Source organism: Tessaracoccus terricola (assembly GCF_054776555.1).
On the sequence record NZ_BAAHBS010000001.1, the window covers coordinates 314920 to 339988 of the forward strand.

Annotated in this window: 21 protein-coding genes and 1 pseudogene; 10 read left to right on the plus strand and 12 right to left on the minus strand. The window is 68.2% G+C overall.

The window, feature by feature from the left end:
- Genes ACYU7G_RS01435 through ACYU7G_RS01455 form a run of 5 tightly spaced genes read left to right on the plus strand, consistent with a single transcriptional unit; the run spans window position 1 to window position 4432 of the window.
- The gene (locus ACYU7G_RS01435; protein WP_461104011.1) at window positions 1-762 is read left to right on the plus strand and encodes a hypothetical protein; all 762 of its coding nucleotides are present in this window, start codon (window positions 1-3) and stop codon (window positions 760-762) included.
- A 60-nt stretch (window positions 763-822) separates the two neighbouring features.
- Window positions 823-2130, plus strand: a complete 1308-nt coding sequence (locus ACYU7G_RS01440) for an aminotransferase-like domain-containing protein (RefSeq protein WP_461104013.1) — start codon at window positions 823-825, stop codon at window positions 2128-2130.
- Window positions 2131-2147: 17 nt separating this feature from the next.
- Window positions 2148-3083, plus strand: a complete 936-nt coding sequence (locus ACYU7G_RS01445) for a D-alanine--D-alanine ligase family protein (protein WP_461104015.1) — start codon at window positions 2148-2150, stop codon at window positions 3081-3083.
- Between the two features lies 1 nt (window position 3084).
- Window positions 3085-3849, plus strand: a complete 765-nt coding sequence (locus tag ACYU7G_RS01450; RefSeq protein WP_461104017.1) for an SURF1 family protein — start codon at window positions 3085-3087, stop codon at window positions 3847-3849.
- Window positions 3850-3904: 55 nt separating this feature from the next.
- A complete protein-coding gene (locus ACYU7G_RS01455; RefSeq protein WP_461104019.1) occupies window positions 3905-4432 on the plus strand; it encodes a hypothetical protein in 528 nt (175 codons plus the stop codon).
- Between the two features lie 22 nt (window positions 4433-4454).
- On the opposite strand, the gene ACYU7G_RS01460 is transcribed toward ACYU7G_RS01455, so the two are convergent.
- From ACYU7G_RS01460 to rpmH, 10 genes are all read right to left on the minus strand, one after another.
- Entirely contained in the window at window positions 4455-4844 is a 390-nt protein-coding gene (locus ACYU7G_RS01460; RefSeq protein WP_461104021.1) for a DUF3817 domain-containing protein, read from the minus strand.
- Window positions 4845-4929: 85 nt separating this feature from the next.
- Entirely contained in the window at window positions 4930-5829 is a 900-nt protein-coding gene (locus tag ACYU7G_RS01465) for a ParB/RepB/Spo0J family partition protein (protein ID WP_461104023.1), read from the minus strand.
- Between the two features lie 2 nt (window positions 5830-5831).
- A complete protein-coding gene (locus ACYU7G_RS01470; RefSeq protein WP_461104025.1) occupies window positions 5832-6836 on the minus strand; it encodes a ParA family protein in 1005 nt (334 codons plus the stop codon).
- 987 nt (window positions 6837-7823) lie between these two features.
- Window positions 7824-10331 (minus strand): glycoside hydrolase family 3 protein, encoded by a 2508-nt coding sequence (locus ACYU7G_RS01475; RefSeq protein ID WP_461104027.1) that lies wholly within the window; start codon window positions 10329-10331, stop codon window positions 7824-7826.
- Window positions 10332-10494: 163 nt separating this feature from the next.
- A complete protein-coding gene (gene rsmG / locus ACYU7G_RS01480) occupies window positions 10495-11145 on the minus strand; it encodes a 16S rRNA (guanine(527)-N(7))-methyltransferase RsmG (RefSeq protein WP_461104029.1) in 651 nt (216 codons plus the stop codon).
- On the minus strand, window positions 11142-11633 hold the full coding sequence (locus ACYU7G_RS01485) for a Jag family protein (protein ID WP_461104031.1): 492 nt from the start codon (window positions 11631-11633) through the stop codon (window positions 11142-11144). The genes rsmG and ACYU7G_RS01485 overlap by 4 nt, the downstream gene beginning before the upstream one ends.
- A 37-nt stretch (window positions 11634-11670) precedes the next feature.
- Window positions 11671-12795: a membrane protein insertase YidC gene (yidC, locus tag ACYU7G_RS01490; protein WP_461104033.1), complete on the minus strand. Its 1125-nt coding sequence runs from the start codon at window positions 12793-12795 to the stop codon at window positions 11671-11673.
- Window positions 12792-13091: a membrane protein insertion efficiency factor YidD gene (yidD, locus tag ACYU7G_RS01495; protein ID WP_461104035.1), complete on the minus strand. Its 300-nt coding sequence runs from the start codon at window positions 13089-13091 to the stop codon at window positions 12792-12794. Before yidD ends, yidC begins: the two co-directional genes overlap by 4 nt.
- Window positions 13092-13433: a ribonuclease P protein component gene (gene rnpA / locus ACYU7G_RS01500; protein WP_461104037.1), complete on the minus strand. Its 342-nt coding sequence runs from the start codon at window positions 13431-13433 to the stop codon at window positions 13092-13094.
- A 9-nt stretch (window positions 13434-13442) separates the two neighbouring features.
- A complete protein-coding gene (gene rpmH, locus ACYU7G_RS01505) occupies window positions 13443-13580 on the minus strand; it encodes a 50S ribosomal protein L34 (protein WP_461104039.1) in 138 nt (45 codons plus the stop codon).
- A 427-nt stretch (window positions 13581-14007) separates the two neighbouring features.
- Here rpmH and dnaA point away from each other — a divergent pair, with 427 nt between their 5' ends.
- The gene (gene dnaA, locus ACYU7G_RS01510) at window positions 14008-15324 is read left to right on the plus strand and encodes a chromosomal replication initiator protein DnaA (RefSeq protein ID WP_461105128.1); all 1317 of its coding nucleotides are present in this window, start codon (window positions 14008-14010) and stop codon (window positions 15322-15324) included.
- Window positions 15325-15421: 97 nt separating this feature from the next.
- On the opposite strand, the gene ACYU7G_RS01515 is transcribed toward dnaA, so the two are convergent.
- Both ACYU7G_RS01515 and ACYU7G_RS01520 read right to left on the minus strand, forming a co-directional pair.
- Complete coding sequence (locus ACYU7G_RS01515; protein WP_461104041.1) at window positions 15422-16183, minus strand: VOC family protein; 762 nt, start codon at window positions 16181-16183, stop codon at window positions 15422-15424.
- Complete coding sequence (locus ACYU7G_RS01520; RefSeq protein ID WP_461104043.1) at window positions 16180-16332, minus strand: ribbon-helix-helix domain-containing protein; 153 nt, start codon at window positions 16330-16332, stop codon at window positions 16180-16182. The genes ACYU7G_RS01515 and ACYU7G_RS01520 overlap by 4 nt, the downstream gene beginning before the upstream one ends.
- A 546-nt stretch (window positions 16333-16878) precedes the next feature.
- On the opposite strand from ACYU7G_RS01520, the pseudogene ACYU7G_RS01525 reads away from it, so the two are divergent.
- From ACYU7G_RS01525 to ACYU7G_RS01540, 4 genes and pseudogenes are all read left to right on the plus strand, one after another.
- Window positions 16879-17604, plus strand: a pseudogene (locus ACYU7G_RS01525) (ABC transporter ATP-binding protein); the annotation flags it as partial.
- A 288-nt stretch (window positions 17605-17892) separates the two neighbouring features.
- Window positions 17893-20451, plus strand: a complete 2559-nt coding sequence (locus ACYU7G_RS01530; RefSeq protein ID WP_461104045.1) for an ABC transporter permease — start codon at window positions 17893-17895, stop codon at window positions 20449-20451.
- Between the two features lie 108 nt (window positions 20452-20559).
- Window positions 20560-21720: a DNA polymerase III subunit beta gene (gene dnaN / locus ACYU7G_RS01535; protein WP_461104047.1), complete on the plus strand. Its 1161-nt coding sequence runs from the start codon at window positions 20560-20562 to the stop codon at window positions 21718-21720.
- 40 nt (window positions 21721-21760) lie between these two features.
- A complete protein-coding gene (locus ACYU7G_RS01540; protein WP_461104049.1) occupies window positions 21761-24910 on the plus strand; it encodes a DEAD/DEAH box helicase in 3150 nt (1049 codons plus the stop codon).
- The last annotated feature ends 159 nt before the right edge of the window (window positions 24911-25069 follow it).

Consider the following 25069-nt stretch of genomic DNA (forward strand, 5'->3'; position numbering starts at 1 on the left):
GTGTCCAGTCCTCGCGACCCCTTCGAGGGCGACGCCGACGAACCCCAACCGGTTCCCCGCCGCTCGGCGGACTCGGCCCCCTCGGCGGACTCTGCGCCCACCGCGTTCTCCGCGACGTCGGCAGCGGAACCCTACGAGGTCAGCGGCACCCCTGAGGGCACTCCGGAGCCCAGCGGCTCCTGGCGGAAGGTGACCAAGGCCCCGCCCGCCGTCGACGACCTCGGTCCAGTGGCCGACGCCGGGTTGCCCGCCGCGCCGCCGCCGATGCCCACCTGGGTCAAGTGGACCGGACTGGTCTCGGTGGCCGTACTGCTGTTGCTGGCGCTCTGGCTGGGCCTCTCGCTGGGCGGGTCCTCCCCCGACGAGTCCCCGTCCCCCTCCCCCACGGCGACGGAGGCCGCCTGGCCGCTGGAGGCGCCGCAACTGGTCGGCGACTTCGTGCGCGGCGCAACCTCCGAGTCCCAGGACCCGGCCATCCCGGGCCGGGTGATCATCAGCGCCGACTACTCCGACGGCACGGACCGGGTGGCGCTCGTGCTGTCCCGGCCGGAGGACGACCTGCGAAACTACCTCGCCGACGCCGGCATCTCCGGTGTGGCCGAGGTCGGATCGGCCAGCTGTGGGACGTCGTCGGACACGGGCTCGCCGGTGTGCGTGCGGATCGCGGACTCGACGGCCATCATGGTGGTTGGTCTGACCGAGCAGACCCCCGAGCAGCTCGCCGGCACCGTCGACGACTTCCACACCACCCTCACGTCCTGACAACAGAACCGCCGCACGGACGGGGGCGCCGGCTTGGCCGGATGCGGCAGAGTGGGAACCATGACATCGCAAGGACCGAGATTCGACACCCGGCTGGACCGGTTCGTCGACAACTACGCGACGCGCACCCGCGGCATGAGGGTCTCCGCGGTCCGAGCCCTGTTCGCCGTCGCGAATCGTCCTGAGATCGTCTCCCTTGCGGGCGGGATGCCCAACATCCTGGACTTGCCCCTCCCAGAGATCGCCGATGACCTCGCGCAACTGATCCGCGACAACGGCACCCAGGTGATGCAGTACGGCTCCGGCCAGGGCGAGCCACGCATCCGCGAACACATCTTGGAGGTCATGGCCCTCGAGGGCATCGACGCCAACGCCGACGACGTGCTCGTCTCGGCCGGCTCGCAGCAGGCGCTGGACCTGGTCTCCCGCATCTTCCTCGATCCCGGCGACGTGGTGCTCGCCGAGTCGCCCTCCTACGTCGGGGCACTGGGGACGTTCCTCAGCTACGAGGCCGAGGTGGTCCACGTCGGCAGCGACGAGTCCGGGCTGGACCCGGAAGCACTGCGTGAGACGGCGGTCCGGCTGGCGGCCGAGGGTCGGCGCGTCAAGTTCCTGTACACCATCCCCAACTACAACAACCCCTCCGGACTCACGCAGCCGTGGGAGCGGCGCCTCGAGGTGCTGCGCGTGTGCGCGGAGCAGGGCATCCTCGTCGTGGAGGACAACCCGTACGGCCTGCTCAGCCTGGACGCCGAGCCCATCCCGGCGATGCGCTCCGTCGACGCCGACGTCATCTACCTCGGCTCCTTCTCCAAGACCTTCGCCCCCGGCTTCCGGGTGGGGTGGGCGCTGGCGCCGCACGCCATCCGCGAGAAACTCGTGCTCGCGCAGGAGTCCGCGACGCTGTGCCCGCCCGTGTTCAGTCAGTTCGCCATCGCCAACTACCTGGAGAAGCAGGACTGGCGCGGCCAGATCGACGTGTACCGCGACATGTACCGGGAGCGACGCGACGCCATGCTCGCGGCCCTGGACGACTACATGCCCCCCGGTTCCACCTGGACCCACCCCAAGGGCGGCTTCTTCGTCTGGGTGAGCATGCCCGAGGGCGTCGACTCCCAGTCGATGATGGCCCGCGGCGTCGACGCCCGGGTGGCGTTCGTGCCCGGGGGCGCGTTCTACGCCGACGGCCAGGGCGCCCGCAACGTGCGGCTCTCGTACTGCTTCCCCACCGTCGAGAACATCCGGATCGGCGTCGAGCGCTTCGCCGACGTGCTCGAGGGTGAACTCGACGTTCTGCGCACCTTCGGTGTCCGCTCCCCCAACCCGCAGCCGGGTCGCGTCGTCGGACCCGGCCCTGATCTCTCCTGACAAGGAATGATGCAACCATGACCATCATCGTGATCTCCGGTGGGTTGAGCCACGAGCGCGACGTGTCCATCCGTTCGGGCAGGCGCGTCTCGCAGGCGCTGCGGGACAGGGGCCACGACGTCGTCGAGACCGACGTGAACGCGGACCTGGTGGGGCTCCTGGGCTCCGTCGAGGACCCCGTGGTCATTCCCATGCTGCACGGCGGCCTGGGCGAGGACGGGGCGCTGAGCGAGGTCCTGGGAGTGCTGGGGGTCCCCTTCGTCGGTCCCCGTTCCGGCCCGGCCCGCGTCACCTTCGACAAGTCGATCGCCACCACGGCCATCCACGCCGCCGGTCTCCACGCCCCGCGGCAGTTGGCCCTCCCCCACGACATCTTCCGGCAGCTCGGGGCGCAGTCGATCATGACCGCCATCGGTGAGCAGCTGGGGTACCCGCTGATGGTCAAGCCGTCGCGTTCCGGCTCCGCGCTGGGGGCCGCGAAGGTGTCGTCGGCAGACGAACTCCCCGGCGCCCTCGTCGGCGCCTACGCCTACGGTCCGATGGCGGTGATCGAGGAGTTCATCACCGGCACCGAGGTGGCAGTCACCGTCCTCGAGGGCCCCGACGGCCTGCGCACCCTGCCGCCGGTGGAGATCCGGCCCAACACCGGCGTCTATGACTACGAGGCCCGCTACACCGCCGGGGCCACCCGGTTCGTGACGCCGGCCGAACTGCCCGACGAGCAGCTGGCGGCCGCCAAGGACCTCGCACTGGCCGCACACCGGGTGCTGGGACTGCGACACCTGTCCCGCACGGACATCGTCGTGGACGGCGCCGGTGTGGCGTGGTTCATCGAGGGCAACGTGGCTCCCGGCATGACCGAGACCTCCCTGGCGCCGCTCGCGTTCGAGGCGGCGGGCCTGGACCTGGGTGACGTGTTCGCCGGCCTCGTCGAGCTCGCGAAGCGGGGTTGACGTGGGACTTCGCACCAAGCAGGGCATCGCGATCATCGTCGGTGTGGTGGTGGCGATCGCGATGCTGCTGCTGGGGTTGTGGCAGATGGCCCGGTTCCAGCTCTCCATGGAGGACGTCGCCGCCGAGCGGCGCGCCATGCCGGAGGTGTCCTTGGCCGAGAACGTGGCCGAGGACGGCACCATCGAGGACATCTACGGGCGGATGGCGACCCTCGAGGGCGAGTTCCAGCCGGAGCACTCCCTCCTGGTGGGCACCGAGTGGCCGTTGCGTTCGGTGGTGGCCTTCGAGATGACCGACGGCAGGTCGGTGGCCGTGGTGGTGGGAACCGCGGACCGGGACTCGGCGCTGCCGGATGACCTGCTTGCCGTGACCTCCTTGACGGGAGTGTTCCTCGGTGGCGACGCGTCCGCAGAGGCGGGCGAGTCCGTCCCCGCCGACGCCCCGGAGGGATCGCTGCCGACGCTGCGCCTGCAGTCACTCGTCCAGACCTGGCCCCAGCCGATGATCCAGGGCTACGTCACCATGCCGGCGGAGTTCTCCGAGCGCTACGGCCTCGGCGAGGCACAGGCGGTGCTGCCCGAGGGCGGCGGGACCGCCATGCACCAGGGCTACGCCATGCAGTGGTGGGTCTTCGCGGGGGCCGCGATCGCCTTCAGCATCTTCGTGGCGCGGGGATTCGCAAAGGACGAGGAGAAGAAGCTCGCCAGGGCGAGGCAGCGGCAGCAGGCCCGCGCCGCAGCCGAGGACGCGGACGGTTCCGAGTAGTTCTCCACTCGCGAAACTACTTGACTCTTCAATTTACTGGGCGTGGAATGGGTGCATGGCCACTCCACAGTTCAAGAATCTCATCACCGGCATCGACGTGGACTTCACCGGGTGCTCGGTGGATGACCTCTCCGTGACCTGTGGTGTCGGTGTCTCTGCCGGTGGCGAGGAGTTGTGGGACGACGTCGTCGCACGGGCGGTGGCCGAGGAGCTCGTCGGCATCGAGGCGCTCTCCGGGGTGACCGGTACCGTCGCTGAGGCCACGCGGGTCAATGCGGAGGCCTACGGGCAGAGCGTGGGCGACTCGGTGTCCTCCGTGCGCACCTGGGACCGGCTCACCGACCAGCAGAAGACCTTCCCCGCCGTCGACGGGGAGTTCTGGCCGGGCACCTCACGCTTCCAGGAGCGGCTCGCCGACGGCTCGCTGCGGTACGAGATCCTCGAGGTCTCGCTGCTGGTGAGCCAGGCGACGCTGACCCGTCCGCTGGCGGATGCTGAGCTCGCCGGCCTGCTGGGTGCGGAGTTGGGTGCCCGGGTGCCCCTGGTGGAGGTTCGGGAGCGGCTGCTGGCGCGGCCCGCCTGAGCCATCCCCTGCCCGGTTGGGCTCAGGGAGTCTCCGCGACGTCGGCCACCTTGGCCCTGACGTCCTTGGTGGCGTAGTGCTCTGCCACGAAGGAGAGGAACGGGACGGTGCCGGCGGCCATGATGGCGAGTACCCACTTGATGGACCATCCGACGCGACGACTCAGATCGTAGGCCGTGATCAGGAGGATCATGTAGAGCCAGCCGTGTGGGACGCCCGTCCAGGTGACCACGATGCCGTTGCCCCAGATGTACTTCAGGGGCAGTCCCACGCAGACCAGGACCACCAGCAGGACGCCCACGATGTAGGCCATCACGCGGTAGCGCAGGAGTGCACCCCGGATTCCGGGGAGGTCTTCGGGGTCGAGGCCCTCGTCGTCCAGGTCGAGGGGTTCGGTCTCAGCGTCAGCCACAGGGCCATCCTATCCGCGTGGAGGAATCGTTCTAGAGCTCTGTCGGCTTGTCGACAAAGCTATACAGCGGTACATCGCTTGATCGTTAGATCGTTCGGTTTTCGATGACAGCGAGGATCCGGTCCAGGTCCTCCCCGGAGGCGAACTCGATGGTGATCTTGCCCTTGTTGCGGCCGATGTTGACCTTCACGCGGGTGTCGAAGTGGTCCGAGAGGTTCCGGGAGATGTTGGTCTCGCGCTCGGACGGCTGCCGGATGCCACGTCGAACGGGCGCCTTGCCAGGGGTCCCCTCCCCCATGGCGACGATCTCCTCGGTGCTCCTCACCGACAGTCCCTCGGCGATGATCCTTTCGGCCAGGAGCTCCTGCGAGCGCGCGTCGGACAGGCCCAGTAGGGCCCGGGCGTGTCCGGCCGAGAGCACGCCTGCGGCCACCTTGTTCTGCACCTTTGCGGGCAGGTTCAGGAGCCGCAGCGTGTTGGAGACCTGGGGACGACTGCGGTGGATGCGCCTCGAGAGTTCCTCCTTCGTGCAGTCGAAGTCCTCGAGGAGCTGCTTGTAGGCGTGGGCCTCTTCCAGCGGGTTGAGGTTGGCCCGGTGCAGGTTCTCGAGCAGCGCATCTCGCAGCAGATCCTGGTCATCGGTGCCGCGGACGATGGCCGGGATGGTCTCCCGCTCGGCCAGCTGGCTGGCCCGGAACCTCCGCTCCCCCATCACCAGCTCGTAGGCGTCCCTGCCGACTTCGCGTACCACGACCGGCTGGAGCACTCCGAACTCACGGACGGACGCGGCCAGCTCTGCCAGGTCGTCCTCGTCGAAGTTCGTACGAGGCTGACGCGGGTTGGGCACGATTTGCCCCAGCGGAACCTCTGCGAAGTACGAGCCGTCCGCCAGCGGCTTGGATGGCTTGCCCGTCGCCACCTCCTCGTCGGTGCGCGCGAAGAGGTCACCGAGACCCTTTCCGAGTCCAGAATGCTTCGCTGCCATGATCAGGCTCCTTCGGTTCGTGCGTTGCCGGCGAGTTCTTGTGCGGCGAGGGTGTATGCCACTGCGCCCGGGGACTTGGGCTGGTAGGTGAGGACCGACTGTCCGTAACTGGGCGCTTCTGCGACACGTACGGAACGCGGGATCGGCGCGTCGAGCGTTTGCTCCGGGAAGTGGTTGCGGACTTCACGTGCAACCTCCTGCGAGAGGTTGTTGCGTCCGTCGTACATGGTGAGGATCACCGTCGAGAGCTCGAGTTCGTCGTTGAGATTCCCCTTGACCTTGTTGATGGTGCGCATCAACTGGGAGACGCCTTCCAGCGCGTAGTACTCGCACTGGATGGGGATCATGATCTCCGTCGCGGCAACCAGTGCGTTCAGCGTGAGCAGCCCCAGGGACGGGGGGCAGTCGAAGAAGACGTAGTCGACACCAGAGGCTTCGATGTACTTCGCCAGAGCTCGCTTCATCTTCGTCTCGCGGCCCTGCTCGTTGACGAGTTCGAGTTCAGCGGAGGCCAGGTCGATGGTCGCCGGCAGCACATGGAGGTTCGGGGTGTGGGGGGAGCGTTGCACAAGGTCGATGATGCTCGCGCCGTCAAGCAGCACTTCGTACGTTCCTTCGACGCCGGGGGAGTGGTCTACACCGAGGGCGGTTGAGGCGTTCCCCTGCGGATCAGTGTCCACCACCAACACGTTCAGGCCGCCGAACGCGAGGGCCGTGGCGATGTTGACGGCCGTCGTCGTCTTCCCGACCCCACCCTTCTGGTTCGCGACCACGAAGATTCTCGGCTCAGCGGGGCGGGGGAGTGTCAACTCGGGCGCTTCCGGTTCAATCTCCGTACCGTACTCGTCCTCGGTGTCCCAGTCGTCGTCCGCGCGGTCGAAGGCGGCACGCTTCGGCCCTTGGGGCAGTTTGATGGCCGTTTCACGTGAAACGTTCTCGTGCTTCTTCCAGATTTCAGCTGGTTCAGCCTTGGGTGTCTTCGCCTTCTTGCGGAAGAACAGGGCCATTGGGGAGTCTCCTCTCGAACGCTGCCGCAACTCTAGTGCGCAGGCTTGGGACACACCCAATCGATGCATGATTCGGATGCGGAAGTCTCAACTCGTGGTCAAACGTTGTCAACATCGACCCGAAACAGATGCCGTTTCACGTGAAACGAAAGCCCATCAAGGTCACGGTCTCCCCGGGCCAGCCTGGGCGCACCTCAAGTAGTCATCCGGCACGGACAACTGGAAGCGGATACCCCAACTCCTCAGCGCCTCGGCCGTGTCATGTGCTGCGCCGTCCCCGTTGCCGTACGGCCACACAGCGCCCAAACAGACGGGCGACCACCCAGAGGGGAGCGCAACACCCGTCCGCCCTCACAGGAGAGTGTTGCCGCACCAGGCTGACCCCACCGCACAACCCTGCGCTACCCCCGCCGCCGGATGTCCCGCTATGGCGGTAGTGGGGAAGCCACGGGGTAGCGGGAAAGCCGCGAGGGAGCCGTCGCGTGGCGGGGGAGCCCCGGGAAGCGGGGAACCACAGGGTAACGGGAAGGCCGCAGCCGAAGCCGTCGCGTGACGGGGAGCCCAGGGGAAGCAGGGAAGCAGAGGGGGCCGTCGGGTGGCGGGGAAGCCGCAGAGCAGCTGGCAAGGCGCAGGTAGCGGATCAGCTGCGGCTCAGCGGGGAAGCCAGAGGTTAGTCTCCACCCGCGGGCAGCAACGACCACTCCGCAGCTGCCGCAGGCATCCCGCAGGGCCCCGAAGCACCGTGATTCCACCGCAGACCCCTGCCCACCGGGAAAGCCATGCACCGGGTATGCCTTGTCGGGGTGCTCGTCTGGCAGGTGCTGGCACTACGTCCTGACCTTCCAGCGGCACCCTGCTCGCTCCTCATTCCAGTCGTTACACCCATATACACGTTTGTCGCTTTATCACTCTAGAGCTTTCCCTGTTTATTCCTGAAACGACAGCGGCCGACCAGGATCCCCGGTCGGCCGCCTGCGTAGGTACGCGTCAGTTCACCTTGAAGCGCACCATGTTGTTGAACACCCAGCCCTCCTGCCACGAGTAGCTCCACGTGCCGTCGGCACCCTGCGTGCCTGCGATGAATCGAGCCTGGATCCAGGAGCGGCATCCGTTGCGGCCGGTCTCGGCCGTGTCGCACTCGGTCCTCCACTGACGCCCGTCAGTGGAAGTCCACTCACCGGCGTACCCGAGTGGGTTCTGGGACCACTGTGCCCGGGCCATGAACGGCAGGTAGGTGAGGTTGTTGAAGTGCCAGTCCGTGCTGCCCACGAAGCGACCGTTCTCGTGGGTGACCTGCGTCGCCCAGATGTCGGTGGTGCATCGGATCGTCTGGGAGTAGGGCTCACACTCGGTGTACCACCAGCGCCCGTTCACGTTGTGGAAGCCTGGCGTGGAGTACACGTCCACACCGGGTTCCTCCGGCTCATCGGTGGGCGTGGGGCTGGGCGACGGCGATGGCGACGGGGAAGTGGCGTCGAAGGTGTGGCTCCACGACGTCGTCGCCCCGTCCGCGAGGTAGTTCAGCCCCTCCGCCTCCGCGGTGACGGTGACCTCGCCAGCTCCGGGGTGCGTCCCGGCCTCAACGATCTCACCATCCACGAGGTAGACCACGCCGGCAACGTCGGGCACCGTGTAGATGTCCTCCTCGGTACCGGGCTCGTCGGTGAACACCACGTCCTCGGGAGTCACCTCCTCGCCGTACCGCAGCCCGAAGCCAAGCTCCAGGAGGACCTCGTCACCGGAGGCCGACGGCACGTCCACGGGGAGTCGACCGCTGGGGTTGAAGTCAGCGGCCACCGCACGCACTGCCGCCGTGAAGTTGGGGACGCCCCAACCGTAGGTGGCCAGCACAGCATCCGCGTCGGGGAAGACGTTGATGTCGTAGGGGTTGCGGACACTGACGACGATGAGCGGGACCCCGGTCTCCGCGAGCGCCGCCACCATGGCCTGCTGGGCCGCGTTGCCGGAGGCGTTGTAGGAGGCGAAGATCACGGCGTCGTGCTCGTCAGCAGCAGCCACCGCACGGTTTCGGTACTCCTCGCTGGGGGAGGAGCCGTTCTCGTAGTCCTCAGTCACCTGGAATCCGCGCTCGATGAGCATCGGGCCCATCCGCTCGGGCCATGCGCTGCCGGCACCCACCATCAGGATGGAGTCCGAGTCCGGGTCCAGGGGTAGTACGTCGCCCTCGTTGCGGAGCAGCGTGACGGCCCGGTCGGAGATCTCGGCGGCGGTTGCGAGGTGGTCGTCGTTGCCGACCAGGTCGGTGACACCGTCCAGCGGCACGCTCGGGTCGTCCTCCCAGACGCCCCGCTCGAGCTTCCACTCCAGGATCCGCGTCACAGACTCCTCGAGGCGCTCCCGCGTCAGGTCACCCTGCGCGACGGCGTCGAGGACGCCGTCGAGGGAGGCCTGCACGTCGGGGGAGTTGAGCAGGATGTCGGATCCGGCCTGGATGGCCAGGACGGCGATCTGCCCGTCGTCGAGCGGGTTCTCGGGGAGGACCTTCAGTGCGTCCATGTCCAGGGCATCCGTGGTGACCACGCCGTCGAATCCCAGTTCACCGCGCAAGAGGTCGGTCAGGACCGCGTGCGAGAGGGTGCCGGGCATGTCCGGGTCGATGGCCTCCACGATGACGTGGGCCGTCATGATCATGTCGACGCCCTCGTCGATGGCCGCCTGGAAGGGAATCAGGTGTTGGTCCAGGACGTCCCGGGGGTAGGTGACGATGGGCAGGCCGGTGTGGGAGTCGGTCTCGGTGTCACCGTGGCCGGGGAAGTGCTTGGCCGCGGCGGCGACGTTCTCTCCCTGCATGCCGCGGATCTGCGCGGCACCCAGCTCGCCGACGGTCTCCGGGTCGGCACCCATGGAACGCACGCCGATGACCGGGTTGGCCGGGTTGGTGTTGATGTCGACGACGGGTGCGAAGTCGACGTTGATGCCGACCGCGGCGAGTTCCGAGCCCAGCACTGCACCCTGCGCCTCGGCGAGCCCGGCGTCGAAAGTTGCGCCCAGGGCCATGTTGCCCGGCAGGACAGTTGCGGGGGCACCCATGCGGGCGACGATGCCGCCCTCCTGGTCGATGGTGACCGCGAGTGGGATGCCCGAGCCGTCGTCACCGATGGACGCGGCCTGCAGCCCGTTGGAGAGTTCCGCGGTGCCCTCGGGGTCGTTCGTGACCACGGGGTTGGACCAGGCGAAGTAGAGCACTCCACCCAGGTCGAACTTCTCGATCACCTCGGCGGGGGTGTCGACGCCGTAGCGTTCCTGGTTGGACGCCGCCATGGACGTGTCGTCGGCAGAGTTGCCGTAGACGTGGGTCCAGGTCATCTGGCCGACGAGCTGTTCGAGCGTCATCGCTTCGACGATCTCGGCGATCCCGTCTGGGGACTCCGGTGGGGGGATCTCGGCGTTCGCGGGCGCGATGCCAGCCACCACCAGACCTGCTGCGAGCACGGGTACGGCGCCGAATCGGGCGCCTCTTGACTTCCGGGACAAGGCTCCTCCTAGTTCGGGAGCGCGGCTGTGCGCTCCACCTCGAAAGCGTGACGCTGACCCGGCGGTGGGCCGGAGTCGGCCACCCGCGTCACACTACGTCCTGGGAGGAGTCCCCGCTCCAGAAGGAGGGAAAGAGAAAGGTGTTTCTCGGACCGGGGTGAGGTCAGGAAGCCCGGCTGACGCGGATCGCCCGCGTGCCCTCGACGTCGGCCGCCGCACGGATCTCGAGGATCTCGGCACGCAGCTTCGCGTGCTTCATCCAGCTGGCGGCCGCCGAGACCTCGTCCTCCGCGCTCTGGCCCTTCAGCGCGAGCAGTTCCCCGTTGGGAAGGAACAGGGGAGTGGTCCAGCGCAGCAGCTTGTCCAGCGCCGCCACTGCGCGGCAGACCACGACGTCGAACACGTCGCCGGAGTCCTCGGCCCGGATCCGGTCCACCCGTACGCGGTCCCCGAGTCCGAGTTCCTCGACGGCCTCGTTCAGGAAGGTCGCACGACGCAGCAGCGGCTCGACGAGGGTGAACCGCAGGTCGGGCCGGACGATGGCCAGCGGGATCCCGGGCAGTCCGGCCCCCGAGCCGACGTCGGCGACGTCGGACCCGAGCGGCAGCACATCCACCAGTGCCAGGGAGTTGGACACGTGCCGGCTCCACAGCTTGTCGCCCTCGCGCGGGCCCATCAGGCCCCACTCGATGCCCTTCGTGCCGAGGATGGCGACGTAGGCGTCGAGTTGCTCGGCGGCATCGGGGAACCGCTCGACGAGGGCTCGGCGCGCGGCCGCCTCGTCGGGGTTCACCTGGTTGGTGGTCTCGCTCACTTGGAGACGATGACGCGACGGTGCGGGGGCTCGCCCTCGGACTCGCTGACCAGCCCTGCGGCGGCCACCTCGTCGTGCACGATCTTGCGCTCGTAGGCGTTCAGCGGCGACATCCGCACCGGCTCACCGGTCTCGAGCACCTCGGCGATGGCGTCCTTGGCGAGGGCGACGAGCTCCACGCGGCGCTTCTCGCGGTACCCGGCGACGTCCAGCGTCAGGCGGGAGCGGTTGCCGGTCTCGGTCATCACCACGAGGCGGCTGAGCTCCTGCAGTGCCTCGAGGACCTCGCCCTTGGCGCCGACGAGGCGGTCGTCGTCGGTGTCGATCGCCACGTGTGCGCGGCCGCCGGCGACGGAGTTCTCGATGTCACCGTCGAGGTCTGCGATGTCCAGCAGTTCCTCGAGGTAGTCGGCGACCAGGTCGCCCTCGTTCAGCAGCGCCTCCTGCGCGGACGGCTTCTTCTCCTCGGTGGAGGTGTTCTCACTCATCGGTTCTCAGTTCTCTCGATCCGCGGGGTTCGCGGGTTCACTTCTTCTTGCGGGCGGAGCGGGTCTGGGCCTTGGGCTGACGTCGGACGACGGTGCTGCCGTCCTGCCCGGTGCGCACAGTCTGCCGCGTAACCTGCTGCCGGACCACCTTGGGCTTGGCCTCGGCCTCGGTGGGGGAGTCCGGCGAGGTGGCCGACGTCGCGGATGCTGCGGAGGCGGCACCGACCACGCGACCGGTGGGTGCGGTCTTGGTGCGGCGACGCTTGGCAGCGCGCTCCTCCATGATCTGGGCCGGGTCCTTGCCCTTGGCCCTCATCCGCTCCTCCCAGTCGATGAACGCCGGGGTGTTCGGGGCGGGGTTGTTTCGGATCAGGATGCCCTGCTGGCCCATGGTCCAGATGTTGGAGGTCAGCCAGTAGATCAGCACGCCGATCGGGATGACGGCCGACGAGACGGCGTAGATGACGGGGAACAGGTACAGCATCATCTTCTGCTGCTGGGCCATCGGACCGTTGAGGGCCTCCGGCGGCATGTTCTTGCGCATCAGCTGGAGCTGGGTGAAGAACAGCGAGGCCACCATGGCGATGACCAGGACGATGCCGAGCACCTGGGTGGCCCCGAACGGGGTGAACGGGAAGATGCGCGCCGACAGTTCTGCTCCGAAGAAGTCGGCGTGCTGCAGCGAGGAGACCAGGTCCGGGTTGTCCTTGAACCACTGGCCGCGGATGTTGTTGCTCGCCACGCCCTCCAGCACCCGGAACAGCGCCAGGAAGATGGGCATCTGCAGCAGCAGCGGGAGGCAGGAGGCCATTGGGGAGATGCCCTCCTCCTTGTACAGCTTCATCGTCTCCTCGCCGAGACGCTGCCGGTCCGAGCCGTACTTCTTCTGCAGGGCCTGCACCTTGGGTTGCACCAGCTGCATGTTGCGCGCGCTGTTGATCTGCTTGACGAACAGCGGGATCAGCAGGGTGCGGATGAACACGGTGAGGGTCACGATGGACAGCACCCAGGTGACGCCCGAGTCCGGGTCGAGGATCTGCGCCCACAGCCAGTGGAACAGCACGAGCAGGCCGGAGACCGCCCAGTAGATGGGCTGGATCATCGTCGACATTGCGCCGTAGATGGAGTCCCAGATGCTCAGCGGGATCAACAGTTCAATCACTTGGCCACCTCAGTCGTGGTCTTGTCGGGCTCGCCCGAACTTTCGGAAAACTCATTCGCGGCCCACTCCCGGGCCTCGGGGGTGTCCGGCACGTAGTCGACGCCGCCGTCGGACCAGGGGTGGCACCTCGCGATCCGGGCGATCGTCAGGCCGCTGCCCTTGATCGCCCCGTGGAACTCGAGTGCCCGCAGCCCATAGGCCGAGCAGGTGGGGTGGAACTTGCACACGTCGCCGTAGAGGGGGGAGATGAACTTTCGCCACCCCTTCACGAACCAGATGAGCGGGTACTTCAACATCTAGTGTGCCTTGCGTTCTGCACGGCTCCAGGCCGACTCGAAGTCGGCGACGAGCCGCTCCGGCTCGGCGGCCGCGGGCGGCAGGGCCCTGACCACGACGTCGGCTGCGAACGGCGTGGTCCTGCCGGCCGCCAGATGGCGCAGGCGACGCTTCACACGGTTGCGGACGACGGCGTTGCCGACCTTCTTGGACACAACAAAACCCACCCGAGTGGACTCGGGTGGATCGTTGTCGAGCCTGTGCATGTGCACGACGACACTGGGTGTCCCCGCGCGGGCCGCGGACCTGAACGCGCCGGTGAACTCACCGGGTCTGGTCAGCCTGCGGTCCTTGGGAAGCACTTGGCCGGGTCAGCCAGCCAGTTCGCTGCGGCCCTTGCGACGGCGTGCGCTCAGGATGGCGCGGCCGGCGCGGGTACGCATGCGGAGGCGGAAGCCGTGGGTACGGCTGCGACGACGGTTGCTCGGCTGGAACGTGCGCTTGCTCATGGGGCAAACTCCCTGGTCTGTCTGAATCGGAAATACTGCCCTCTCGGGCAGGGGAAGTGGCCGCCGCGCGTGGGCGGCGACTGGTCAACGATACGCTCCGGGACCCTGTTTCCACAAACCAGAGGGGCGGGACCAAGCACCTAAGCAAATGACACGCATGTAAGTCCAATCGACACGCTGTGAAATCCACGGAATTGTTGCGGTTGCTCTCAGGGACGGCTAGTTTCGTGAGCCTATGCATTGACTTATCCACAACCGGATGGTCCCCAGCATCGCAATCGGGTGAGTTGTACCCTACTGTGGACAAGTGTGTGGAAAGAATCGTCGGAGGGTCCATGACCCCAAGTCAGAGAGGGGTTAGGTGAGTCAACCCACGCCGGCCCCGGACCTGACGGATCTGTGGAACGAAGTAGTCACCGCGGCAGACATGCCCACCCGAGCCTGGTTGCGTCGCACCAAGCCACTGGCGATGCACGGCAGCACCCTGATGCTCGCCGTCGCCGACGAGACCACCCGCGAGCGCGTCGAGACCAAGCTGCGCACCGAGATCGAGCACCGCCTCAGCGACCACGCCGGCCAGATCACCCACCTCGCCGTGATGATCGACCCGTCCCTGGTGATCGAGACCGAACCCGCCGCAGCCGAGGAGCCGGCCGTCGAGGCCGCCCCGCCCCCGCCGTCGCCCATCGCCAACGGAGGCACCCGAACCGCCAAGGGCGACGACAAGCTGAACCCCCGCTACACGTTCGAGTCGTTCGTGGCAGGGTCCTCCAACCGGTTCGCGCACGCGGCCGCGGCCGCCGTCGCGGAGCAGCCCGGCAAGTCGTACAACCCGCTGATGATCTACGGCCCCTCCGGCCTGGGCAAGACGCACCTGCTGCACGCCATCGGCCACTACGTGCGCAGCTACTACGAGAACCTGCGCGTGCGCTACGTCTCCACCGAGGAACTCACCAACGACTTCATCAACGCCATCTCCGACAACCGGACCGCCGAGTTCCGGCGCGCCTACCGCGACGTCGACATCCTGCTCGTGGACGACATCCAGTTCTTGGAGTCCAAGATCCAGACGCAGGAGGAGTTCTTCCACACGTTCAACACGCTGCACAACTCGCAGAAGCAGATCGTGATGACCTCCGACCGGCCGCCGAAGCTGCTCGAGGCACTGGAGCCCCGGCTGCGTTCCCGGTTCGAGTGGGGGCTGATGACAGACATCCAGCCGCCGGACCTCGAGACCCGCATCGCCATCCTGCGCAAGAAGGCCGCCTCGCAGCGCCTCACCGCCGGCACCCAGGTGCTCGAGTTCATCGCCTCGAAGATCACCACCAACATCCGTGAACTCGAGGGGGCGCTGACCCGCGTCGCCGCCCTGGCCAGCCTGAACCAGCAGGAGATCGACCTCACCCTCACCGAGGACGTGCTCCGGGACCTGATGCCCGACGGCGGCGAGGTCCGCGTCGACGCCGAGACCATCATGACGGCCACCTCGCGCTACTTCAGCATCTCCATGGACGACCTAACCGGCGCCAGCCGCGTCGCCACCATCGCCTCCGCCCGTCAGATCGCAATGTACCTGTGCCGCGAGCTGACGGACCTGTCACTGCCGAAGATCGGCGCCAAGTTCGGCGGCCGCGACCACACCACGGTGCTGCACTCAGTGCGCAAGATCGACCAGAAGATGGGCGAGGACCGGGACCTGTTCAACCAGGTGGCCGAGCTCACCAACCGCATCAAGCACACCTGACGCCCATCGGGCCTGAGGGCAGGGCCCGTGACAGCTGTCCGCGAGCCACAGCAACGAGGATCTCCAGAGCCTCAACGCGGCGTGTCGCGGATCGTGGTCACGCCCCCGCCGGGTGGATCTCCAGGTGGCAGCCGTCGGGGTCCGTCAGTTGCACGGACCGGAGCCCGTCCTCCTCGACGACGCGGGCCTCGTACCCGGCGGCGACCAGACGTGCCGCGAGCTTGTCCAGGTCCTCGGAGGTCTCGAATCCCAGCCGCACCGTTGCCTGCCGGCCGAAGGGCTCACCCGTGTCCCTCGACGACGGCTCCTCACCGGGCATGTGCAGGCCGACGACGCCGCCCGGGCTGCGTAATCCCTGCCACCACTGGTCGCCGTCCGCATCGGGCGTGAACCCGAGCTGCCCGAAGAAGTGGGTGTCGGTGGCGAAGTCCGTGCTGGGGCGGACGGCGGTGACCACGAGCCGGGCGTCGGCCGCGCCGTCGTGGCCCCGATAGCCATAGAGGTCGTGCTGCACCTCGTTGATGGCGATTACCTCGCCGAGGGGTCCTGTCACCGAGGCCTGGCGGCCGTAGCTCTCGTCCCAGACCCGTACCTCCAGCCCGGCCCGCTCCAGGGCCGCGGCCGCGTCGTCGACCGATGGCACCTGCAGGCAGAGGTCGGTGGTCACGGGTGCGACGCCGGAGTCGGAGCCCTCGGCCCGGTGCACCATGACGCGTCCGGCACCGGCGCGGAGCTCGGCGTAACCGTCGCCGTCAGTGGTCACGACGTCGGCCATGCCGAGGGTCCGCAGGAACGCGATCATCGCGGGCGGGTCGCTGCTGAACCGCAGCGGGAAGACGGTGAACGTCTGGTCTGTCATCTCGGGTCTCCCTTGGTCTCCAGGTATCGGGTGAGGGCTCGCTCCACCAGGGCGCTGAGGCTGGTCGACTCGTCGATGGCCAGGTGCTTGACGGCCACCACCAGCGGCTTGGGGAGGTACACGTTGAACTGCACCTTCGCGTCTGTCATGCGAGAATGCTAGCACTCTAGCTCGGTAGCGACCGGACACGCCGAGAGAGTTCGTCGAAGAGGGCACCGGTGCCCCTTGCGCCCGATTCTGTCGGCGTGTCGGGTCGGCCACCCACCGCCGGGGCCGCCGTCCCCGCTGGGGCGAGCACCAAGACGCCCGCCACCAGGGCCCCGCAGCGACGACGCCAGGTCGCCTCGCGCGACCCGACGACTTGTGCACAACTGCTGGGGAAAACTGGGGACATCGATGTGGACGGGTCGGACGCCAAAGTTGTCCCCACAAATCCTCCCCGTGTAATTTACGGTTCTCCAGAAGCAGCTCCACAGCCCCGATCCTGTAATTACAAGGGCTTATGCTGGTTCTCCACAGGATCCACAGCTGTTATGACTACAGCTGGTAATTACAAGTCTTCATCCCTTAAAAGTCAGGACCGCTCGAAGTTGTGGACTCAGCCTCTTCGAGGCCGGACGCACCAACAGACCTGGCAGCAACAACAGCACAGGGCGAGCAACCCGGCAGCCGATCCCGAGGACCCCGCTGGTACCGTGACCCCCGTGACGATTGCTGCACGGGCGACGGAGCTGACGAAGACCTACGGACAGGGGACCGCGAAGGTGGTCGCCCTCGATGCCGTCGACTTCGAGGTGGTCCAGGGCGAGTTCACCGCCATCATGGGCCCGTCGGGTTCCGGCAAGTCCACGCTCATGCACCTGCTGGCAGCCCTCGACACCCCCACCAGCGGGACGGTCCACATCGGTGAGACCGACGTCGCCTCGCTCAAGGACACCCCGCTCACGGAGCTGCGTCGCGACCGGATCGGGTTCATCTTCCAGGCCTTCAACCTGGTGCCGACGCTCACGGCGCGCGAGAACATCGTGCTCCCCCTGGCCATCGCCGGGAAGAAGGTGGACCAGGACTGGTTCGAGAGGATCGTCGACGTCCTCGGCCTGGCGGATCGCCTCACCCACAAGCCGTCGGAACTCTCCGGCGGCCAGCAGCAACGCGTCGCCTGCGCCCGCGCCCTGATGAACCGCCCGGACATCGTCTTCGGCGACGAGCCCACCGGGAACCTGGACTCCACTTCGGCAGCCGAGGTCTTGTCATTCCTGCGCCGCAGCGTCGACGAGTTCGGCCAGACCGTCGTCATGGTCACCCACGACGCCCACGCCGCCAGCTACGCGGACCGGGCCGTGTTCCTCTCCGACGGCCGCATCGTCGACGAGATGCGCGACGCCTCCCAGGAGGACCTGCTGCTGGCGATGTCTCGCATCTACCCCCGCCACGACGTGCTGACCGACAAGCCTGTGCCCCCCGGTGGTCCCGAGGTGTCCGCGCCCCCCGGTGGTCCTGAGGTGGCCGCGCCAACCAGTCGTCCTGAGGTGCGAGCGGCAGCGAGCCTCGAAGGACCCTCGACCCCCACCGACGAGCAACCCGCCACCCGCGGCCGGTTCGCCGAGGAGCTCTATCGCGAGGGCGGCCCGGACCCCGTCTCGGACCCGGACCTCGAAGAACCCACGATCGAGCAGAGCATGCCGCGTCGTGCCCTGATGGACTGACCCGTGCTCAGGGCCGCCTGGAAGTCCCTCCTGGGACGCAAGATCCGCCTGCTGATGAGCGCGTTCTCGATCGTGCTCGGCATCGCGTTCGTCTCCGGATCGCTGATCTTCACCAACCTGCTCGGCAACAGCTTCGACCAGATTCTCAGCGGCGCCATCGCAGACGTGAACGTCTCGGCCGCCACCGACGACGAGGGCGGCGGCGGACCGGCGCAGCCCACCACACCTGTGGTGGTGGACCCGGACCTGGTCACGCAGATCTCCGCCGTCGACGGCGTGGCCGAGGCCACCGGCACCATCTCGTCGTACTCGGTCTACGCCCTGGACCGCGACGGCAAGGTGCTCGCCTTCGCGGGAGCCCCGGGGATCGGCCAGAACTTCTTCACCACCCCCGCCGCGGGCGGCGAACCCGGCATGACGGTCCTCGAGGGGACTGCACCCGAGGCCGACGACGAACTCGCCATCGACCCCACCACGCTCGGCCGCGGCGGCTACGCCGTCGGCGACGAGCTCGAGGTGGCCACCCCGTTCAACGGTGTGCGCAGCTACACGATCACCGGCACCGCCACCTTCGGAGGGGGCGGCAGCGCCGGCGCCAGCTACCTGTTCTTCACCACCGCCGAGGCGCAGGAACTGTTCACCGACGGCGCCGAGGTCTTCAACGGCGTCTGGATCGCCACCGAGGACGGCGCCGACGTGGAGCGGGTCACCGACGAGGTGGCCGCCCTCCTGCCCGACGGCCTGCAGGCAGTCTCGGGCGACGAGATGGCGGCCGACCTGGAGGAGCAGCTCGGCGTCGGCCTGTCGTTCGTGAACACGTTCCTGCTGGTCTTCGCCGCGATCGCGCTGCTGGTGGCCTCCCTGCTGATCCTCAACACCTTCTCGATCCTCGTGGCCCAGCGCAGCCGCGAACTCGCGCTCCTGCGCGCGCTCGGCGCCCGCCGCAACCAGGTCCGCAACTCGGTGCTGTTCGAGGCGGCGGTGATCGGGCTGATCGGTGCCACGCTCGGCATCCTCGCCGGCTGGCTGCTGACCTGGGGCATCTCGCTGGCGATGGGTTTGGCCGGCATCGATCTGGGTGGCGGCCCGCCAGAGCTGACCGTCACCGCCGTCGTCGCCTCCTACGCCGTGGCGCTGGTGATCACGCTGCTCGCGGCCTGGATGCCGGCCCGGAAGGCGTCTGCCACCCGGCCCGTCGAGGCGATGTCCGCGGCCGCGGCGAGCGGTCCCGAAGGGCTCACCGCGGGGATCATGGTGGGCCTCGGCGCCCTCCAACTCGGCGCGGCCGCCATCATCTGCGGGGTCTGGCTCGCCGTGCCCCGGCCACTGGTGTGGGTGGGCATCGGGTGCGCCCTGGTGCTCGTCGGACTGGTCCTGGCCGCCGCCGTCGTCGGGAGGCCCGTCATCTGGCTGTTCGGCAGGCTCTACCGCGCGCTGTTCGGCGAGGTGGGCAAGATGGCAGAGCTGAACTCCCTGCGCCAGCCGCGCCGCACAGCCGCCACCGCCGCCACGCTGATGATCGGGCTCGCCCTGGTCAGCACCGTCGCCATCCTCGCCAGCTCCACCACCACGTCCCTGCGGGCCGGGCTCACGGAGCAGCAGCGCGGCGACTTCCTGGTCAACCCCGTCAACTTCATGCCCTTCGACCGGTCCGTGGCCGACGAGGCCGAGACCATCGACGGCGTCGCGGCCGTTTGGACGTTCGCCCGCACTCCCGTGCAGCTCGACGGCGAGCGCATCCTCGTCGTCGGAACCACCCCGGAGGGCCTGACCGACGGCACCGCCACCGACGTGCTCGCCGGCCACCTCAACCCGGACGACAACTCGGTGCTGCTGAGCCACGAGGCCTCCCAGCGCTTCGACCTGCCCATGGGCAAGACCTTCCAGCTGCCCACCATCACCGGCGACACCGTCGAACTGCTGGTGGCGGGCATCTACGACGAGAGCACCACCGGCGCGCTGTTCTCGCACATGATCGTCAACCTCGAGACCTACCCCGAGCTCGGCGACTTCCGCGTGGTGGACCAGGTCAAGGTGGCACTGGCCGAGGGTGCCGACGCCGACGCCGTGCGCGCCGCCCTGGACGACGCCACGGCCGAGCTGCCCACCGTCGTGGTCACCGACAACCAGGAGTACGCCGACACCCTCGTGGGCCAGTTCGACCAGGCCATCGGCGTCATCTACGCCCTCTTGGCGCTGGCCATCGTGATCTCGGTGCTCGGCATCGTGAACACCTTGGGGCTGTCGATCTTCGAGCGCACCCGTGAGATCGGGCTGCTGCGTGCGGTGGGCATGACCCGGCCGCAGCTGCGTCGCCTCGTCACGCTGGAGAGCGTCATCGTCGCGGTCCTCGGATCAGTGCTGGGCGTGGCCCTGGGGATCCTGTTCGGCGCCGTCATCGTCGAACTGCTGCGCGACTCGGGCATCACCCACCTCGTGTTCCCCTGGATCCAGCTGGTGGTTTTCCTGGTCCTGGCGGCGGTGTTCGGGATCATCGCCGCCATCGGTCCGGCGCGGCGGGCCACCCGGATGAACGTCCTCGAGGCGATCGCCGAGGAATGACACCGACCGGGCCAGCGGGCACGACCGATCAGCCGGTATGCTGGCCGCGAACCGGCCCGACACAGGTGTCGGGAACCGATCCAGTTCGAGACCAAATAGGGGTTTGACGTGAAGATCCGAGTGGAACGCGACGCGCTGGCAGATGCAGTTGCATGGGTGGCCCGCAGCCTCCCCAACCGCCCCACCGCACCGATCCTCGCAGGACTTCTCATCGAGGCCGAGGGTGACTCGGTGACCCTGTCCAGCTTCGACTCCACCACCTCCGCCAAGGTCACCATGCCCGGCGAGGTCAGCGACGAGGGCACCTCCCTGGTCTCCGGCCGCCTGCTGGCCGAGATCGCCCGCTCGCTGCCCAACAAGCCCGTCGAGATGGTGGCCGACCACTCCAAGGTGGAGCTCACCTGCGGCTCCGCCCGCTTCACGCTCCAGACGCTGCCCGTCGAGGACTACCCGAGCCTGCCCGAGATGCCCACACAGACCGGTGTCGTCGACGCCGGGGTGTTCGAGAAGGCCGTCTCCCAGGTGGTCGTGGCCGCCGGTCGCGACGAGCTGCTCAACGTCTTCACCGGTGTCCGCGTCGAGATCGACGGAGACCAGCTGTCCCTGCTCGCCACGGACCGCTACCGGATGGCGCTGAAGGAACTGAACTGGAAGCCGTCGTCGCCGTCGGTGGAGGGCGCCGTCCTGGTTCCCGGCCGCGTGCTGGCCGACACCGCCAAGTCGCTCACCTCCGGCGAGACCGTGACCGTCTCCCTTTCCACCACCGAGTCCGAGGGCGAGGGCCTGGCCGGCTTCATCGGCGAGGGCGCCAAGGGCAGCCGCGAGGCCACCACCCGCCTGCTCAACCAGGCGTTCCCGAAGGTGCGCCACCTGATGGACGTCGACGCCACCGTCACCGTCCGCATCTCCACCACGGACCTGCTGGCCGCCGTGAAGCGCGTGTCCCTCGTGGCCGAGCGCAACACCCCGCTGCGCATGATCATCAACGAGGACAACGTCGCACTCGAGGCTGCCACCGGAGACCAGGCGCAGGCCTCCGAGGCCATCTCCGCCGAGGTGGAGGTCACCACCGACGAGCAGAGCATCACCGCCGCCGGCTTCAACCCGCAGTACCTGCTGGACGCCCTGAACTCGATCGACGCGCCGTTCGCCCACTTCTCGTTCACCGCCCCCGGCAAGCCCTGCCTGATCACGGGACTGGCCAGCATCGACGGCGAGCAGCTGCTCGACTACCGCCACGTCATCATGCTGATGCGCCTGCCGAACTGATCATCGCGCACTTGTTCTCCCCACTACGATCATGGGGAGGATGACAGATTTTCCGGATTGGGTGCTCACACCCACTGAGGCCGAGCTCACCCGATACTTCGGGGAGCCGACGCTTGCGCGCGGTGAGGCCTACGCCCGGGAGTCCCGGGTGAGCAGCACCCAGTCGTCGCCGAAAATGGTCACCGCCAGGGTCAAGGGCTCCGGCTACCACGAGTACCGCACCACGCTGATCACTAGCCCCGGCTCCCGGATCGCGACGGTGTGCAGCTGCCCGGTGAAGCAGGCCTGCAAGCACGGCGCCGCGCTCATCCTCCACGCCCGCAACACGCTCCAGGCCGGGCAGACCCCGTTCTGGCAGCGCGCCTTCGACCTGGTCCTCACCGGCACCGGAACCCTCGCCGGCGGCGTGAAGCTGGCGCTCCAGATCGACGACGACGGCCACGGCCCCGGCCTCACCCCGCTGCGCTGGGGGAAGACGGACCGCTGGGTCAAGACCGGCGCCACCTGGCACGAGATCCGCCACGGCTCCCAGTTCGACCCGGCCCAGGCCGAGGTGTTCTCCAACCTCGCCGCCGCACACCCGCGGGACTGGTTCACGGGCAGTCGGCTCCGGCTGCACGACTTCAATTCCGACGTGTGGCGCGTGCTGCGCTCGGCGGCCACCGTCGGCATCCCGCTGCTGCCATCGCAGGAACGCGGAGGGTCCACCCTCAACCCACGCGTGCTCGACGCCCCAGTCCACGCCGCGATGACCATCGGCAAGGACGCCGAGGGCCTGGTGGCCTCGCCCACCGTGCTTGTGGAGGGCCGAAAAGTCCCCGTCAGCGCGCGGGAACTGGTCGGCGTCCCCACCCACGGCATCTGCCTGCGCACCGACGACGAACTACTCCTCGGCCCACTCAGCCGACCACTGTCCGACGTGGAGCAGAGCCTGTTCATGGCCGGCAGCGTCACCATCCCCGCCAAGGACACCGCCCTCTTCGCCGGCGGCTACCTGCCCCGCCTGCGCAACCGGTTCGACGTCGACGTCGAGCCCGGCGTGGTCCTGCCGGAGGTGGAGCCGCCCGTGCTTTTGCTGCGGGTCACCTTCGACGGCCACCGCGCCCAGCTGGAGTGGGGGTTCCGCTACCGCTTCGGGGACCAGGTCCACGACGTCGGCATCCAGCCGCACCCGTCCGACCCGCCCCTGCGCAACCCGGAGGCCGAGCGCGCCCTGGTGGAGTCGCTGCCCGCCGGACCCTGGCGCCGCACCCACCACACCGGCCGCACCATCCTCAGCGACGCCCACCTGCACGGCATCTGGATGATCCGCTTCACCACCGACATCCTCCCCGAACTGCAGACCCGCGACGACGTCGAGGTGGTCCTGAGCGAGGAGGCGCCGGAGTTCCGCCGCGCCGAAGAGGCACCCACCATCCAGCTGGACCTCGAGGACTCCCGGGAGGGCGACTGGTTCGACCTGGAGGTGGCGATCACCGTCGGCGACGAGTCGGTGCCGTTCGCGCCGCTGCTCAGCGCCCTCGCATCCGGCCAGGACCACATCATCCTGGACAGCGGCACCTGGTTCCCGCTCGACGTCCCCGAACTGGACCAGCTCCGCAAACTCGTCGACGAGGCCCGCGTCCTCGTCGACCACGAGGGAAACACGTTCCGACTACGCCCGGAGCATGCCGGACTGTGGCAGGAGCTGGTCGAGCTGGGCGTGGTGCGGCAGCAGTCCGAGGCCTGGCGCGACGCCGTCGGCACCCTCCTGGACCACACCGAACTGGGCGACGAGGAACCCCCAGCAGGCCTGCGCGCCACCCTGCGGCCCTACCAGTTGGAGGGCTACGCCTGGCTGAAGTTCCTGTGGCGCACCCGGCTCGGCGGGATCCTCGCCGACGAGATGGGCCTCGGTAAGACCATCCAGTCCCTGGCCATGGCACAGGCCGCGCATGAGGCCGGTGAACTGGACCGGCCGATGCTGGTGGTGGCGCCCACCTCCGTGATCGGCACCTGGCAGTCCGAGGCCGCCAAGTTCACTCCCGACCTGCGCGTCGTCGCCATCTCCGAGACCGGCCGACGCCGCGGCCACGGCCTGGCCGACGCCGTCGCGCAGGCCCACGTCGTGCTCACCTCATACACGCTGCTGCGGCTGGAGGCCGACGAGTACACCGACATCGCCTGGTCCGCGGTGCTGCTCGACGAGGCGCAGTTCGTGAAGAACCCGTCGGCGAAGGTCTACCAGGCCGTCCGCAAGCTGAAGGCGCGCGTCAAGGTGGCGCTGACCGGCACGCCGCTGGAGAACAACCTGATGGACCTGTGGTCGCTGTTGTCGATCACCGCGCCCGGCCTGTTCCCGGATCCGAAGGCGTTCACCGAGCTGTACCGCAAACCCATCGAGGGCGGCGACGCCGAGGTGCTGGCCGCGCTGCACCGTCGCATCCGCCCGCTGATCCTGCGACGCACCAAGTCCGCCGTCGCCAAGGAACTCCCCGAGAAGCAGGAGCAGGTGGTCTCCGTCCCGCTCTCGCCCGCCCATCGCAAGCTCTACGACCGCCACCTCACGCGCGAGCGGCAGAAGGTGCTGGGCCTGGTGGGGGACCTGAACAAGAACCGCATCACCATCCTGCGCTCGCTCACCCTGCTGCGGCAGCTCAGCCTGGCGCCGTCGCTGGTGGACGACACCTACCCGGACTCGTCGGCCAAGATCGACGCCCTGCTGGAGCACCTCGAGGAACTCACCGCCGCCGGCCATCGGGCCCTGGTGTTCAGCCAGTTCACCGGGTTCCTCGCCATCGTGAGGGAACGCCTCACCGGCGCCGGGATCAGGTTCGAGTACCTCGACGGCCGCACCCGGGACCGGGCGCAGCGGATCGAGGACTTCCGCACCGGCGACGCTCCCGTGTTCCTGATCAGCCTCAAGGCCGGCGGCTTCGGGCTCACCCTCACCGAGGCCGACTACGTCTTCATCCTCGACCCTTGGTGGAACCCCGCCGCCGAGAGCCAGGCCATCGACCGCACCCACCGCATCGGCCAGGACAAGCACGTCAACGTGTACCGCCTGGTGAGCGCAGACACCATCGAGGAGAAGGTGGTGGCGCTGCAGGAACGCAAGCGCGACCTGTTCGACGCCGTCGTCGCCCGCACCCAGGACCTGAACGCCCCGCTGTCGGCCGACGACATCCGCGGCCTGCTCGACGCCTCCTGAGCGTTCCCCGTGGCCTGCGCGGACGCGCCTCTTTGTAATTTCTGGCAAATTTCTCGCAAAACCGCTGCAAATCTCTGATTCTTGTTACTGTCGGGCCCGATGGTCGGTGTGGATCAGCCGCGCTGACCTGGTCGACCAGAGACCAGCCAACGACGGATA

What these genes read in the sequence shown, in the direction of transcription:
- ACYU7G_RS01440 (WP_461104013.1), top strand. Translation starts at nt 823, where the DNA reads ATGACATCGCAAGGACCGAGATTCGACACCCGGCTGGACCGGTTCGTC.
- ACYU7G_RS01445 (WP_461104015.1), top strand. Translation starts at nt 2,148, where the DNA reads ATGACCATCATCGTGATCTCCGGTGGGTTGAGCCACGAGCGCGACGTG.
- ACYU7G_RS01455 (WP_461104019.1), top strand. Translation starts at nt 3,905, where the DNA reads ATGGCCACTCCACAGTTCAAGAATCTCATCACCGGCATCGACGTGGAC.
- ACYU7G_RS01465 (WP_461104023.1), bottom strand. Translation starts at nt 5,829, where the DNA reads ATGGCAGCGAAGCATTCTGGACTCGGAAAGGGTCTCGGTGACCTCTTC.
- ACYU7G_RS01470 (WP_461104025.1), bottom strand. Translation starts at nt 6,836, where the DNA reads ATGGCCCTGTTCTTCCGCAAGAAGGCGAAGACACCCAAGGCTGAACCA.
- ACYU7G_RS01485 (WP_461104031.1), bottom strand. Translation starts at nt 11,633, where the DNA reads ATGAGTGAGAACACCTCCACCGAGGAGAAGAAGCCGTCCGCGCAGGAG.
- yidD (WP_461104035.1), bottom strand. Translation starts at nt 13,091, where the DNA reads ATGTTGAAGTACCCGCTCATCTGGTTCGTGAAGGGGTGGCGAAAGTTC.
- rpmH (WP_461104039.1), bottom strand. Translation starts at nt 13,580, where the DNA reads ATGAGCAAGCGCACGTTCCAGCCGAGCAACCGTCGTCGCAGCCGTACC.
- dnaA (WP_461105128.1), top strand. Translation starts at nt 14,008, where the DNA reads ATGCCCACCCGAGCCTGGTTGCGTCGCACCAAGCCACTGGCGATGCAC.
- ACYU7G_RS01515 (WP_461104041.1), bottom strand. Translation starts at nt 16,183, where the DNA reads ATGACAGACCAGACGTTCACCGTCTTCCCGCTGCGGTTCAGCAGCGAC.
- ACYU7G_RS01520 (WP_461104043.1), bottom strand. Translation starts at nt 16,332, where the DNA reads ATGACAGACGCGAAGGTGCAGTTCAACGTGTACCTCCCCAAGCCGCTG.
- ACYU7G_RS01540 (WP_461104049.1), top strand. Translation starts at nt 21,761, where the DNA reads ATGACAGATTTTCCGGATTGGGTGCTCACACCCACTGAGGCCGAGCTC.